Genomic DNA, 15,038 nt, shown 5'->3' on the forward strand with positions numbered 1-15,038 from the left:
ATCATATCTATGGTGCTTACTGGTTGCTTTAGCGACTCAGGGAGTAGTCAGCCTCCTTCAGTAGAGCCGCCCTCTTCGAATCACCCACCTAGTGTAGAGTCAGTTCCTGAGCTTACTGCGCTGGTCGATCATAAGGTAACTTACCAACTTGTTGCCTCCGATAGAGACGGGGGTTCTCTGAGCTATCAACTGAACGATGCGCCCGATTTTGTGTCTGTCGATAAACTTGGCTTGGTCACTATTGCTCCAAAAGAACCAGACCAAGACCAGTATCAATTTTCTATCAGCGTCTCAGACGGTAAAGCAAAGGTAACCACCCAAATTCAGCTCAATGTGTTTGCTCAACCAACAGCATCTTGCCCTGAAGATACGACTGATCCAGAGTGTAATAATGACAGCGGTTTCCAACCTAACTTCGCTCCTGAGCTCACCGTTGATGCGCAAATCGATGTTAAGGCAGATATCGCATCGAACTATCAGGTCAGTGCTAAAGACTACAATGGTGATCAACTAAGCTTCTCTTTAAACCAAGCACCTTCTTGGGCATCGATTGATAACCAAGGGCTTATGAACTTCGTGCCAACTGCGGCTGATGTTGGCACTTACGAGCTTGCAGTGATAGTCAGTGATGGCACATTCGACGTAACCGCTGATACTCAACTAACCGTGCATTTAGGCATGACACCGGTAGATCCAGACTTGATAAATCATGCTCCGGTCGTTGATCCTATCCCTGTACTCAAAGCCAAGATCCAACGACCATCAACTTATCAAGTTCTTGCGACGGATAAAGATAATGATGCACTGGCTTACTCTTTAAAAGATGCGCCTGATTTTGTCTCCATCTCAGAAAATGGTCTGCTATATATAGAGCCACTAAACAACTCAAATGCAGGAAGTCATCATAGTCAGGTACTAGTGAGTGATGGCTCACTTCTCACATCTCGTAATCTAACCATTCACGTTAGTGATCAAGATGAACCAGGTAATGACAACAATGCTCCTATAGTTCAGTCAATAGCACCGATCACCGCTTTCACTGATCAAACGCTTGAATACCAAGTCATCGCATCTGACCGAGATGGGGACCGTTTGAGCTTCTCACTTGATAACTCGCCAGAATTTGTCTCGATCACTCAATCAGGCGTTCTTACTTTCGCACCAACGCCGGTGCATGAAGGCAATTATCAATTTGATGTTACGGTCAGCGATGGGAAGTTAAGCACAAAGACAACCGTTATTGCTCAGGTTCATCTTCCGACAGCATCCTGCGATGAAGACAGCACCGCACCTGAGTGTGTGAACCCCGATGAAGGTATGGAAGTCACCTTCTACAAAGCTAGTCTGACAGCATCAAACAAGCCATTAAAAGGCGATGTGAGCTGCAACGGGCAATCACTCTTAGAAGGTCACTTTAGTACGACAGAAGGTGACAGCTTTACTTGTTACTTAGAATCACTCGATTCCAGTTCAATAGAGCTCGGAAGCTTCATCGCTCCCGATCACAAGAGCCAAAGCCTCAACTCAGATGCATTAGTTCCCATTGCCTTTGAGCTCACCAACGTCATCGGTAAAGGTGATAATGCGGCGAAAGTATTGGAGTCGATCTCTTCTTGTCCAGAGTCACAACAGGTCTGCCTTAACAAGATGGACAGCATCGACATTGCCGGGATCTATAACTCAGCTGCACTCGATTCAGACGAAACCGTAGGCGCGTTTTTAGTCGCTAAAAGTGAAGAGTCTACTGACGATGTAGGTAAAGCACCGAGCTCACACCGAGATCCTAATTTGGTTCCTGCGGTATCTGGTGGTGATAACGATTTGAACAGTGACTTTGTGTCATCTAATGCAGAAGCCAGTTTGACATATCAGCCAAGTGTAGAGGCTCAAGTATTAACTCGCAGTACATTAACTGACGCTCATGGACTGCCGATTGTGGGAATCAGCTATTTCTCCGCACACTCAACGGGGGTAACAGATGCGAATGGTGAATTTGAGTATTTGTGGGGGGGGATTCACTCACATTTGGCATTGATACCTTTGAGTTTGGCTCCGTTATCGGTAACAAGGTAAGTTATCAACTTGCCGATGTGACAGAAAACCCTGCAGTAAAAGCGAACATCCAAGCTTTATTGCAGCGTTATGGCGAAGCAAGTGGCGAACAGATCACGATTGATGGTCAAGTACGGGACGTATTCTCACAATACCCGAACGTCATCAATGAGCTGATCAAGCTTACCCTACCGAATGGTGGAAAGTTAGAAGGTACCTCTTTCAACTTGCCTAATGAATTTGAAAAGCAATTTGAACAGGGACTTACTGCTCTCATTGATCAATCTTTGAAAAAGACATCAGTTGTCGCAAATCGATCACCAGTCGTCTTTTCTCTGAATGATGATAAATACGTGACCAACTCACTCAAAGCAATCTTTGACGGCGTCACGACTTTCCATGTCTTCAACGATAACAGCAGTTTCTATGGTGCAACAGGTTACACGCGCGGAATGCGTATGTTGAATATGTCAAACCGTGCGTTCCCAATTGTCATGCCACGCACCGACATTAACCGACAAATTGCTTTTGACGAAGCCCAAGCCTGGACACGAGAAGGTAAGCCATACATCGCAAACTGGCCTGACATTGAAATGCCAGCCATCCCTAAAGTTTCAAAAGACAACGCCACCTTCGGCTTTCCATTTGTTACAGCTGGAGAAATCGGCTTAGGCAAAGTGGTATTTATGGGCAACAGCTTGTACCCAAGTATCCTGTCTTGTCCAAACAACTACTGGGCGAACGACGCACTGCGTATTGACAGTACCGCTTACTCTTGTACAACCACTATTGATTTATCTGATGACCCAAGAAACGATCATGGCAGCATGAAACGCTTCTTCAGTAATCTGTTCCAATGGCTCGCACCTGAGTTGAACAATGGTGGCATTCGTGTTGCCACCAATATCGACCTAGCTGCGGCAGCAAGAAGTAATGTGTCTCATGGCACTCAATATGACTTCTTTATTAGCCCAGAATACGGGTTTTCCGCAGTCGATAAAATCAGTAAAGGTGGCTTTGAGGCGCTTTCTATCACAGAAACACCATTGCTTATTCTTCAAGGTTATCAACCGAAAGTTCTCGGTGATGGCATGACTCATCGCTACATCGCGGATTTAGATCAAGCAAACCTAACTCAGGAAGATATCACCGCTCTCATCCACTTTATCAATGATGGTGGCAGCGTGATATTTATGGATGCCATCGACGAAAAGCTAAACCCTGAACCTTTAGGACGTCTAGCCGATGCAGCTGGTATGTCTATTGGTGGCAGTAACGTGACGCCAACTAACCAAGCTTTCTGCGGTTCATCATACTACTGCCAAAGCATGTATCCGAACCTTCATGTACGTAGCCGCTATGACATGGTCGTACTAGAGCGATTCCCAGATGTCAATGGCAAGCGCCCTTACCAAGTCAATGATGACGGATCGATAACTTGGGCTCCGCCAATTGATATGCCAAGCCTTGAAATTCCTCAATATCAAGTAGAGAAACTTGATAGCAATGGAAAACCAATGCTAGACGAATCTGGGCAACCAATCATGGAAACAAAACATGCTCGTATTTTTGTACAAAATGAGCAAGAAACAGCAGCAGCGATTGCTGAACTGCAAAATGCGTTTCCAGGTACATCAATCTGTAGTCATGATTACGAATACGAAATCGACTGTATCGAGATTCGCAAAGGTGATGGTGTCGTTGTTCGTGGAAACTATTGGCGAAAAGACTTCGATCGTTACCAAATAAACCCAGACGTAGTGGATGGCATGGTGAAAGCTGCGAACTTAGGCACCAATATCCAAGCGTTGATGGATCATGAACTTTACTACCGAACTAAAGGCAACAAAGGTATTCGTTTATCTACCACAGAGCTGAACCAAACCTATGACAACCTATCAGTATGGTTATGGAACAACAATGATTATGCTTACGATCAGGACGTTCAAGATGAGCTCGGTTTTGAAACTCTAGTCAACTACCTGAATTGCTACACAAACAATAAACATGGCAACGGTGGGACTTGTCCTGACTCATTAAAGGCTCAACTGATTGAGCACAAGATGATTCACGGTGAAGGTGAACTATTAGGGCAAATGAACCCTAGCTACCCATTGAACTATACTGAAAAGCCTTTGACTCGCATTATGCTCGGGCGCTCATTCTGGGACTACGATATTAAAGTGGATACATCAGCATACCCTGGTCAAAGTACAGGAGAGGCATCCTCTGTTTCGATTGATATTAAAACCGCGGGCTCCCCTGTAACCTTCTCAGCAGGAAACAATCAATCGACTGGACTTTGGGCACCACAGTTACAAGAAGTCACTGTGACAGGCGGCGTAGAAGCTAACATCACCGTAATGATGGCCGATGATTTAACAGGAAAGCCTCAACATGAGACTCGTCTAAATCGTCCACCTAGAATGCAAATGAACTTTGCCCACGATGGGGGATTAACCAAGTTCACCGTTCCTTACGGGGGTCTTATCACGGTTAAACCAATAAGCTCTGCTTCTGCAGATAATGCAATAGCGACATTCACTTTTGATGGCGTACAAAAAGCGGCATGGTGGAAAGAAGGGAAATGGGTGCACTCGATTGAAGAGAGTACCGCCCCAATCGCAGAAGTGGACACGGGGAGCTTCATTTATACAACGGCCGTTAAGAACTTAACCAATGCGGATCTAGTAAAGTTCAGTGAAGAAATGAATCAGTTTGCTGAAGCTGCAAGTGATTTCTATGGTCGAGATGAAGTAACAACTGAGGGCAAGCATCGACGTTTTACCTACGAAGATCTCACTGAATTCCGCCACCGATTCGTCAATGACGTACAGATCTCGATTGGTGCTGCACATTCAGGTTATCCAGTCATGAACAGTGGCTTTAATGCCCAAAATGAGAACATACCATTACAACCTCTGGCTAGTTGGTTACTGTGGCATGAGGTAGGTCACAACTTAGCCTCAGCGCCATTTACAGCTGCTGGTAGCACTGAAGTAACTAACAACTTGCTTGCCCTATACATGCAAGAGCAAGTCAATGGCAAAATGGTTCGTATCGAAGCTGACATCCAAAAAGCCCCATACTGGCTGGAGCAAAACAGCGGTCATGCTTGGAGCCATGGCGATGCGGGTTTACGTTTGGTTATGTTCGGACAGCTAAAAATCTGGGCTCAAGATAACTTCATCATCGACAATTGGTATTCATCAGGAACTGAAAAGCCAAGCATCTACAATCATGACCAAGGATGGAACATGTTTAAGTTCATGCATCGCAAATCCCGTGGCGATTCACAAGGTGATGAAGGTATGAACTACTGTAGTGCACAAGCCACTGGGCTTAGCGGTGGTGACTTGATGATGCTTTGTAGCTCTTACGTTGCTAACCACGACTTGAGCGATTTCTTTACTCTCTGGAATGTTGGTGAAACATCAAGTACCAGTCCTGAAGGAATCAAAACATACTCAGGTGGAATCAGTAGCACAGCCCTAACAATGTTAGCTGGCCTTAAACTACCGAAACCAGAAACCCCACCTCAAGCGATCAGTCACCTTCCTGATGCTGTAGTGCATTGATCCAATAGTTTTGGCCTCGAAAGAGGCCATTACTTCTCCCGACCTATTTTCCATTTATCGATACCACAAATTTTTTTAATTTCATGGTGTTAGTACATTTTTCTATCATTTCATTCCTTTATGTAGATCACGAGTAATCTACAACTTCAGCCAACTATGGACTCTGATGAAACAAACTATTTTGCTGCTATCGCTGTTATTAGCAGGCTGCTCACTTGGCCCAGAAGGGCCTCACCAACAGCAACCAACACAACCGTGTGATTGCAGCGCTTATGAACCACCGATTTCTCCGCCGACCTCAAATGACAGTGATATCGCTAAGCTATTAGCACATATCAAAAAGCTCGCTCAAGATCGTTGGGGTGAGGATGAATTTGTTGAGGCCGGTAAACATCGCTATGTGAAATACCTTGATGGTTATAGCACTCGCGCTCACATCGATTTTGAGGCGGGTAAGATTTATGTTTCAACGATTTCTCAATATCAACCAACCGAAAAGTTACAAAAAGCCATTGTACAAACGTTACTGATGCCTGCAGACCCTGCACATGCTGAGCTCTTTAGTGATAAAGAGGCAGTGCTGCGTGGGAAGCCTTTCTTACTTGGGCAGGTTTTGGATCATGATGGCAAACCAATTGAATGGGAATGGCGAGCAAATCGCTACGCGGATTATTTGATCGACAACAGGTTGCAAAAAAAAACCATCAAGCGTGGTAGTGCTTACTATGTTGAAATTACCATGGTAAAGGACCACTTAGAGCAGCGTGAGTACCAATACGCAGGCCTGGTTCAAGATGCAGCGAAACGATATGGGTTATCTGAAGATCTAATTTTCGCCGTGATCAAGACGGAAAGTAGCTTTAATCCTTACGCAGTTTCTCATGCCGGAGCTTACGGTTTGATGCAAGTTATTCCTAAAACCGCTGGTGCTGACGTATTTAACTTGGTGAAAAACAAACCCGGAATTCCGACCAAAGAGTATTTATTCGATCCAGCAAACAATATCGATACCGGTGCGGCATATTTCTATATATTGAAAAACCGCTACTTGCGAGATGTAAAGCACCCAACTTCCAAGCACTTCAGTATGATTTCCGCGTACAACGGTGGCACTGGTGGCGTTCTTTCGACGTTTGATAGTGACCGAAAGCGCGCGATGAACGAACTCAATAGTCTAAATCCAACTCAAGTTTATCAGGCTCTAACGACTCAACACCCAAAAGGGGAAGCAAGACGTTACTTACAAAAAGTTCTGTATTTCCAAAAAGACTTTAGTGAAGGGAACATATAGATACCAGGGGTTGTTGACCTTTCGAGTTGGCTTTTGCAGCGAAAGATAAACAGCCCCTAGGGCTTGGCAATAATCCAAGCCCTTTGTCATGGAGAAGAGTCAAGACTTTCTGAAACTAGCCAGGGTGCCCATCCGCTCGTGGAGTAAGCAACATAATACCAAAACGCCATACAAACATACCAAAGGCAAGGATCCACAATGCGGCACTCACATCGATCCAAATGAGCATATGTGAAGGGTCAAAAATAACGCCCAAACTTCTCGTTAACGCGGCTCCAATAATCGCAATAAACGCGATACTCATATTCGGACCTTTGTAAATCATGCGCCCTGTGTGCCCCATAGTGACGCGAGCAATCATCGCTAAGATCAATCCACCCAGTGCACCAATCGCAAACAAGTGAATCAAATTGTGACTGGCAAATGCGTTGTCCCAACCACCCCGCAAGATAAGGCTTAAAGGCAGACACAAATACGCCGTATGTAAAGACCACACAAGTGGCTCACTTAGGGTTAACCAAGGCTTCCAACGTAGGAATCGAACCAGTTGCGCGACTCCGGCAAACAGCATCAGTGGCTTACCAAGTTCAGCAAAAGTTACCGGGAAGAAGCTCAACACAAACAACATGATCAAAGGTAGGTTTGCTAGCCAATCTAACCACATGAGTGGCTGAGCTTTTTCGAAGTTAAAACGACGAGCAGTGAAGAAAGGAATCACTCTCCCCCCCCATCACCGATAGTAATAACGTGAACCACCAAAGCATCGCCTGCCATACCGCCGATGAAGTGAATGGAGGCATGCCCTTCACCGTGGCATAACTGGCAAAGTTCGCAAAGATTGCGAGTAAGAATAGCGGGACAAAAAATAGGTTTCGCCAACCTTTAGCACGGTATACACGAATGCCTACTTCATATGCTACAAACAACAAAAATAGTGCTTCAATACTGCTGGTTAACCAAAGTGGTGCTGGTGTCCATAGTAATATTCTTGGTGCCAACCATAAGGCAAACAAAGCCAATAACGTGTAATGCTTGGTGCCATTGATGCCAGTCCAGTTTTGCACAGCAGTCAGCACAAAACCCACCACGATGGCCATCGAGAAACCAAACAACATTTCATGTACATGCCACCACAACGCAGGAACACTCAGTGCGCTTGGCTGTCCGGTCTGAAACATCCATACCCATATCGCAATCGCGATAATGGCGTAGATAGAGCCAAACAGGAAAAAGGGTCTAAACCCGAGTCGCAGCCATGCGGGGATTTTTTCTTCCACTTTTTTATCGGTGATATTCAGCATTGTGATGCCCTCAAGTACCTTTAGGTACTGTCCAAAAATTCAACACCAGCGATCTTACCACAAACATGCATAGAAAATACATGTTATAATTTTAAACTATCCTTTCTAGGTAAAAGCGATGCTCCCTGCGTTGCTTGGAGAGTACTGTTTAGGTATAACAGGTAGAGATGATTTCGTCGAAGTAAGGGAAGCAATCGAGATGTATATATTTGGCTATGGCAGCTTAATTAATTCAGCCTCACGTAAGTTAACGGGGCAAACTGGAGAAGCCATCCCGGTAGTTGCTCATGGACTAGTGCGTTATTGGGGGAAAGTCGATGACAGCTATATCCTGTCCCCCCTAGTTGTGAATGAAGGTGAAGGCCAAGTAAACGGCGTATTACTTGAAGTTGATGACCAAGCACTGGCTGAGTTTGACCGTCGCGAGCGTGGTTATCACCGTATTCAAATTCGCCCTGAGCAAATTGAAGCTGAAGTCTCGTTTAACCCAGAGCACAGCATTTGGGTCTACGTCAAAAATGATCCTCTACCGCCCTGTTCACTCAGCCCAATCATGCAAAGCTATGTCGATACTGTTTTAGCTGGTTGCTTGGAAGTATCTCACGCCTTTGCTGAACACTTTGTCGACCATACTATTGGTTGGCAGCATGCAAAAGAAAATGATCGCCACCAGCCTAAATATGGCAACCTTGCTGGAGTGCAGGTCCATCATTATGAAGTGATCGATAACCTAATTAAAAAGGGAGCCTAGCCGCTCCCTTTTGTTACAGTTTTTTAGCTGATACCAAGTTAGAACCTGTAATCTAGACCTACATAGAAACTGTCGAAATCGAAATCAATATCACCACCATCACCTTCAATTTCAATCGATACAGAAGAGGCTCGATAACCACCTGAAATCATCAATCCAGACATGAACTCGTATCCTGCTTCTACACCATAGTTAAAGCCGACATTGCTTCCGTCATCAGCAACCCCGTCAAGAGTAAGGTCAACCCCTAACACTCCAATTCCGGCAATCGCGCCAGCATAAAAACCTGTTCCTGGAAGGTAGTATTTCGGCTTAACATTTACGTTAATCCCATAGGCATCGATTTCGGTCTTAACTTCTTTCGTCGTAAACCCATCCGAAATAGTGGCGATACCATCAAACGAACCGAAATTCATGTATTCGGCCTCTAAGGCAAAACTCAGCTGCTGAGTTAAAGCTCGTTCAACACCAAAACTTACGCCAAATCCCGTGCTGGAGGATAGGCCACTAACTGTTGATTTAGGGATATCAAGATCAGTATTGTGCACCTCAACTCCAACATATCTACCTATGTTTGTGTTGGCTTGAACAGAGCATGACAAAACAACTAATCCCACGGCCAATGACAAAGAAGACGCTGCGTATTTCATTATAATTTCCTTAAACATCATGATTTTAAATAATATCAGCCAAGGAAATATAACTTATGTTGCATATCATTTAAGCTTAATAGCTATAAAATGAGACGTCATGCATAAATATTTATAATATTAGCTATCTGTTTGTTAATGCTAAACAATTCTTACCCCGGCAGGCATTACGCGTTCCGGTGTCAGTAATACGCTTTCCGACTCATCGTCAGTTTCAGCGCACAGCAACATACACTCAGAGGTTTCACCACGCATCTTAGCTTTTGCTAGATTACACAGCACTACCACTTGTTTACCCATTAACTCTTCTTCTGTGTAGTACGGTACAAGGCTCGTTACCGTTTGCAGGGTTTTCTCACCGACATCGATCTGCACAATGTACAGCTTGTCTGCATTCTCGTGGCGCGCCACCTCGATGATTTTTCCGGTGCGAATTTCTAACTTTGCAAAGTCTGAGTAAGCGATCGTTTCCATTTATTAAAACTCCAGTAAAACTTTACTAAAAAGATAACGTTTACACTATCAGTAAGATTAATAATTACAAGAGGTAAAGATCGCACTTTAGAAAGTAACCAACTGTTAAAATTGCACTTATTACACAATGGGTGTTTAATACTCCGGTTAACGTTTTTAGCCAACGAAAGGTTCCTCATGGCAACAATCAAGGATGTCGCGAAAGAAGCCGGCGTATCGGTCGCGACCGTCTCTCGCGTGATCAATAAATCACCGAAAGCAAGCCAATCTTCTATCGATGCAGTGACGCAAGCGATGAGTAAGCTTGGCTATCGCCCTAACGCGGCAGCACGTGCACTCGTAAGCCAAAGTACCAATACGATGGGCGTGCTGGTAAGCGATGTCTCTGACCCATTCTTCGGCACCATGGTCAAATCGGTTGATAACGTGGCAAGAGAAAATGGGAAGCACATTCTGATTGGCAATGGCTACCACAACCCAGAAGACGAACGCCAAGCGCTAGAGTTGCTGATTAATAGCCGCTGTGAGGCGATTGTGATCCACTCTAAAGGCTTATCAGATGAAGAATTGATTGGCTACGCCAAAGAAGTTAAAGGCATGGTGTTGATCAACCGCCATATCCCAGAATTGGCAGAGCGTTGTATCTCTCTTGATAACCGCAAGGGCGCATACTTAGCGACGGAATATTTGATTCGTCATGGTCACACCAAGATCGCATGTATCGCCTCATCCCATGACATCGAAGATACCGACGAGCGTTTACAAGGTTACCAAGCGGCACTGAAAGATCACGATATTGAGCTATCAAAAAGCTATGTCGAATATGGCGAGCCAAACAGTGACGGCGGCGAAACAGCCATGACCAATCTGCTGACCAAATCACTGGCAATCACTGGCGTGGTGGCTTACAACGACTACATGGCAGCAGGCGCGCTGGCGGCATTAGACCAAAACGGCATCGACGTACCAGAAAAAGTGTCTATGGTTGGCTTCGACGATGGCTTAATTGCTCGCTTCGTCAACCCAAGTTTAACCACGATTCGTTACCCAATCGAAATGATGGCAGAGCGTGCCGCACGCTTGGCGTTAGCGTTATCGCGTGATGAACAAGTGGAAGATGACACCATCATCTTTAGCCCGACTTTAGTGCGCCGTAATTCGGTGGTCCGTCTTTAGAATATCGCGCTAGTCAATGCCAAAACAGATTACAAAGTAAAAGCTCTGCCACCGATGTGACAGAGCTTTTTCTTTTTGGGTGTTTGTAGAGAGCGTTATTTTGCCAACTTTCGATGAGCTTTTGACCTACTGTGAGCAAAAAGCCTACTGTAACCCAAAAGCTCGAAAATGCTAAGTCTACCTAGAAAGCAAACTGATAAGTGGTGCAGAAGCGGTACTCTTGTTCAGGCTCAAGAATACAGCTTGGCTGTGCCCACTCAGCATGGTTTGGCGAATCTGGTAAAAACTGGGTTTCTAACGCCAAGCCCCAGTAGTCTTGGTATTCACCACCACGTCGATTTGGTGCACCCGCTAACCAGTTGCCCGTATACAATTGCATCGCAGGTTTGTTGGTCACCACCGACAAGTGTACTTTTTCATCTGGAGAAACCACCAGCGCAACCGGTTTTGCAACATCACGATGAGCATCAAATAGGTAGCTATGGTCATACCCTTTGGCGGCAATCTGCTGTTCATCTTGTAAGAAATGCTCCGATACTGACTTTTCATTTCTAAAATCAAAGCCCGTTCCTTTCACATCTTGCAATGTCCCCAAAGGAATACCGGCCTCATTGGTTGGTAGATATTGCTCTGCTGAGATGGTTAAACGGTGAGAACGGCAATCTAAACCCGCCTCTGAACCCAATAAATTAAAGTAGGCATGGTTGGTCAAGTTTACTGGTGTCGCTTTGTCGGTCTTAGCGAAGTACGCAATGCTCACTTGGTTATCATCAGTCAGCGTATACGTCACTTGCACTTCTAGATTGCCCGGAAAACCTTGGTCGCCATCTTCAGACAGCAAAGAGAACGTCACTTGCTGTTCGGACTGAGACTCAATCTTCCAACGACGTTTATCAAAACCTTCCACACCACCATGCAAGCAGTTACCTTCTTGGTTGGTAGACACTTGAAATGCTTCGCCATTCACTTCAAAAAGACCATTGGCGATGCGGTTTGCGTAGCGACCAACAGTGACACCCATGTAACCCTGTTGCAGCATGAAACTCCCCATCGTCCCCACTCCGAGAAGTACTTCACGCAACTCCCCATTCGCCAAAGGTAAACGACAACTCAGCCATGTCGCGCCAATATCCATAAAGGTAACGCTCATGCCTGTGTTATTTTTCAGTTCGACCACGTTGGCAGGCGCGCCATCAAAGGCGGCCTGCTGTGTCATCGTGATAGTTAATGGCTCAGTCATCTCTCACTCCTACTGCGTCTTAAAGCACTTTGAACTTAAAGCAATTTTGCACTTAAAGTACTTCGACTAAACCAGCGCCGTTTTTTGCTTGGCACACGTAGATGGATTCTTTTAGACCCGTTGCTGCTTGGTACTTCGCTTCTACCGTTGCTTTCACTTCGTCAACCAATGCTGGCGGTACAATCGCAACGATACAACCACCAAAGCCGCCACCTGTCATGCGCACTCCGCCTTGCTCGCCAATCACTTCTTTCACCATCTCAACTAACGTATCGATTTCTTTGACTGTGATTTCGAAATCATCACGCATGGACGCATGAGACTCAGCCATCAGTTCACCCATAAGCTTCATATCGTGCGCGCGAAGTGCTTGCGCTGCTTCTACCGTGCGGTCGTTTTCTGTGATTACGTGACGAGCACGTTTTGCTACTAGCTCATCAAGTTCAGATACTTTCTCGTTGAACTGTTCAATGGTCACATCACGCAGTGCTTTCACACCGAAAATGCGCGCCGCTTCTTCACACTGCTCACGACGTGTATTGTATTCGCTGTCTACCAAGCCACGTTTTTTGTTTGAGTTGATGATCACCACCGCCATGTCTTCAGGCATTGATACCGCTTCAGTTTCTAGGCTACGACAGTCCAACAGCATCGCGTGGTTTTCACGACCTTCTGCCGAAATCATTTGGTCCATAATGCCGCAGTTACAACCAACAAATTCGTTCTCTGCTTGCTGGCCGTTTAGCGCAATTTCCGCTTGGCTGATTTCAAGATTGAACAGCACTTTGAATGTTTGACCGATCACGACTTCCAACGCTGCCGACGAGCTTAAACCCGCACCTTGAGGCACGTTACCGCTAACAGAAATATCCGCACCAGAGAATTGGTAGCCACGAGCAAGAAGACACTTCACCACACCGCGAATGTAGTTCGCCCACATTTTGTCTTGTTGGAATGTGATTTCTTGAGTGATATCGAACTCATCAACTGCGTTGCCGTAATCTACAGAAACCACGCGCACTAGGTTGTCTTCACGCTTCGCTGCCGCCACAACCGTTTGATAGTTGATCGCACATGGCAGTACGAAACCGTCGTTGTAATCAGTGTGCTCACCAATCAGGTTTACACGACCAGGTGCTTGAATAATGTGGCTTGGGACATAACCCAGCACTTGTTCAAAAGAAGTTTTCACATTTTGGATTAGATCAGACATAGGGACATTCTCTTAAATTTTAAATTTGGTATTGGTGTAACCGGTGTTAAGTCCTGATTTCCAGTTTCGTATTCACTCGGTCTAATCCTCCCCCTTAATAAGGGGGAGTTAGAGGGGGTTAGCCCTCCACTCACAAATAAAAGAGAATTTGACCGAGTTTTAGGTAAAACCAGCGATAACTCCGGTTATTCATTAATTGGTTTATTGCTCTTTGTAGTGCACATCGCTTAGGTCACGCAGACGCTGCGCCGCTTGTTCTGCGGTTAGGTCGCGTTGGCTCTCTGCCAGCATTTCATAACCAACCATGAACTTACGAACCGTTGCACTACGTAGCAGTGGTGGATAGAACAACGCATGCAGTTGCCAATGGTCGATATCGGTGCCTTCTTCAAAGAACGGCGCGTAATGCCAGCCCATTGAGTAAGGGAAAGAGCATTGGAATAGGTTGTCGTAACGGCTGGTTAGCTTTTTGATTGCAACCGCTAGGTCATCACGTTGCTCATCGGTTAGCTCACTCATTCGACGAATGTGCGTTTTAGGAAGTAGCATGGTTTCGAATGGCCACGCCGCCCAGTAAGGAACAACAGCAACCCAGTGTTCGGTCTCAACCACGGTGCGTGAACCATCTTTAAGTTCAGCTTGCACGTAATCCACCAGCAAGTTGCTGCCATGCTCTTGGTAGTACGCTTTTAAGTTGTGTTCTTTACGTTCGATTTCGTTTGGCAAGAAGCTGTTTGCCCAGATTTGACCGTGTGGGTGAGGCTGAGAACAACCCATGGTCTCGCCCTTGTTCTCGAATGCTTGAACCCAAACGTAATTTTTACCCAGCTCTTCGATTTGATCATTCCACGTGTCAATCACGCCACGGATTTTGTCGACCGGTAGTTCAGGCAAGGTTTTGCTGTGATCAGGCGAGAAACAAATCACTCGGCTCAACCCGCGCACACCTTGCGTTTTGAACAGAGGGTTATCTGACTCAGGTGCATCTGGAGAGTCCACCATCAATGCTGCGAAGTCATTTTGGAACACATACGTGCCTTGGTAATCTGGGTTTACATCACCAGAAATACGCTCGTTGGTTGGGCAAAGGAAACACTTCTCGTCGTAGCTTGGTAGCTCATCAATTGCAGGTTTCTCGTCAGCGCCACTCCAAGGGCGTTTTGCACGATGCGGTGACACCAAAATCCACTGACCGGTTAGTGGGTTGTAACGACGGTGTGGGTGATCCACTGGGTTAAATTCAACATTCGACATCTTACTTACTCAACTTTTAAAATTTCTTTCATCTGCATTCCCCAATGAAATTGGAGTT

The 15,038-nt window shown here is 45.6% G+C and carries 8 protein-coding genes and 2 pseudogenes; 4 read left to right on the forward strand and 6 right to left on the reverse strand.

Annotated elements, in window-relative coordinates; all coding sequences use genetic code 11:
• Positions 1 to 120 precede the first annotated feature (120 nt).
• Together B853_RS11625 and mltC are read left to right on the forward strand one after the other, a co-directional pair.
• Positions 121 to 5,630 (forward strand): annotated as a pseudogene (locus B853_RS11625) (SslE/AcfD family lipoprotein zinc metalloprotease).
• A gap of 166 nt (positions 5,631 to 5,796) precedes the next feature.
• Positions 5,797 to 6,921 carry a membrane-bound lytic murein transglycosylase MltC gene (gene mltC, locus B853_RS11630; protein WP_038885176.1) on the forward strand — a complete coding sequence of 375 codons (1,125 nt, stop codon included), beginning with the start codon at positions 5,797 to 5,799 and terminating at the stop codon, positions 6,919 to 6,921.
• Between the two features lie 115 nt (positions 6,922 to 7,036).
• Here mltC and B853_RS11635 read toward each other — a convergent pair.
• A pseudogene (locus B853_RS11635) lies at positions 7,037 to 8,222 on the reverse strand (NnrS family protein).
• A 199-nt stretch (positions 8,223 to 8,421) separates the two neighbouring features.
• On the opposite strand from B853_RS11635, the gene B853_RS11640 reads away from it, so the two are divergent.
• A complete protein-coding gene (locus tag B853_RS11640) occupies positions 8,422 to 8,973 on the forward strand; it encodes a gamma-glutamylcyclotransferase family protein (protein WP_010449929.1) in 552 nt (183 codons plus the stop codon).
• A gap of 38 nt (positions 8,974 to 9,011) precedes the next feature.
• Here B853_RS11640 and B853_RS11645 read toward each other — a convergent pair whose 3' ends face one another.
• Complete coding sequence (locus B853_RS11645; RefSeq protein ID WP_038885174.1) at positions 9,012 to 9,623, reverse strand: outer membrane beta-barrel protein; 612 nt, start codon at positions 9,621 to 9,623, stop codon at positions 9,012 to 9,014.
• Between the two features lie 141 nt (positions 9,624 to 9,764).
• Positions 9,765 to 10,097, reverse strand: coding sequence for a tRNA-binding protein (locus B853_RS11650; protein WP_038885173.1), 333 nt, complete (start codon positions 10,095 to 10,097; stop codon positions 9,765 to 9,767).
• Positions 10,098 to 10,274: 177 nt separating this feature from the next.
• Here B853_RS11650 and B853_RS11655 point away from each other — a divergent pair, with 177 nt between their 5' ends.
• Positions 10,275 to 11,273: a substrate-binding domain-containing protein gene (locus B853_RS11655; RefSeq protein ID WP_038885172.1), complete on the forward strand. Its 999-nt coding sequence runs from the start codon at positions 10,275 to 10,277 to the stop codon at positions 11,271 to 11,273.
• A 181-nt stretch (positions 11,274 to 11,454) separates the two neighbouring features.
• Here B853_RS11655 and galM read toward each other — a convergent pair whose 3' ends face one another.
• The 3 genes from galM to B853_RS11670 form a co-directional block, all read right to left on the reverse strand.
• Entirely contained in the window at positions 11,455 to 12,513 is a 1,059-nt protein-coding gene (gene galM / locus B853_RS11660; protein WP_038885171.1) for a galactose-1-epimerase, read from the reverse strand.
• Positions 12,514 to 12,565: 52 nt separating this feature from the next.
• Positions 12,566 to 13,726, reverse strand: coding sequence for a galactokinase (galK, locus tag B853_RS11665; protein WP_038885170.1), 1,161 nt, complete (start codon positions 13,724 to 13,726; stop codon positions 12,566 to 12,568).
• Positions 13,727 to 13,927: 201 nt separating this feature from the next.
• Positions 13,928 to 14,980, reverse strand: coding sequence for a UDP-glucose--hexose-1-phosphate uridylyltransferase (locus B853_RS11670; protein WP_038885169.1), 1,053 nt, complete (start codon positions 14,978 to 14,980; stop codon positions 13,928 to 13,930).
• Between the last annotated feature and the right edge of the window lie 58 nt (positions 14,981 to 15,038).

Origin of the sequence: Vibrio rotiferianus CAIM 577 = LMG 21460, from assembly GCF_002741985.1 — a bacterium.
GTDB classification, from domain to species: Bacteria; Pseudomonadota; Gammaproteobacteria; order Enterobacterales; family Vibrionaceae; genus Vibrio; species Vibrio rotiferianus.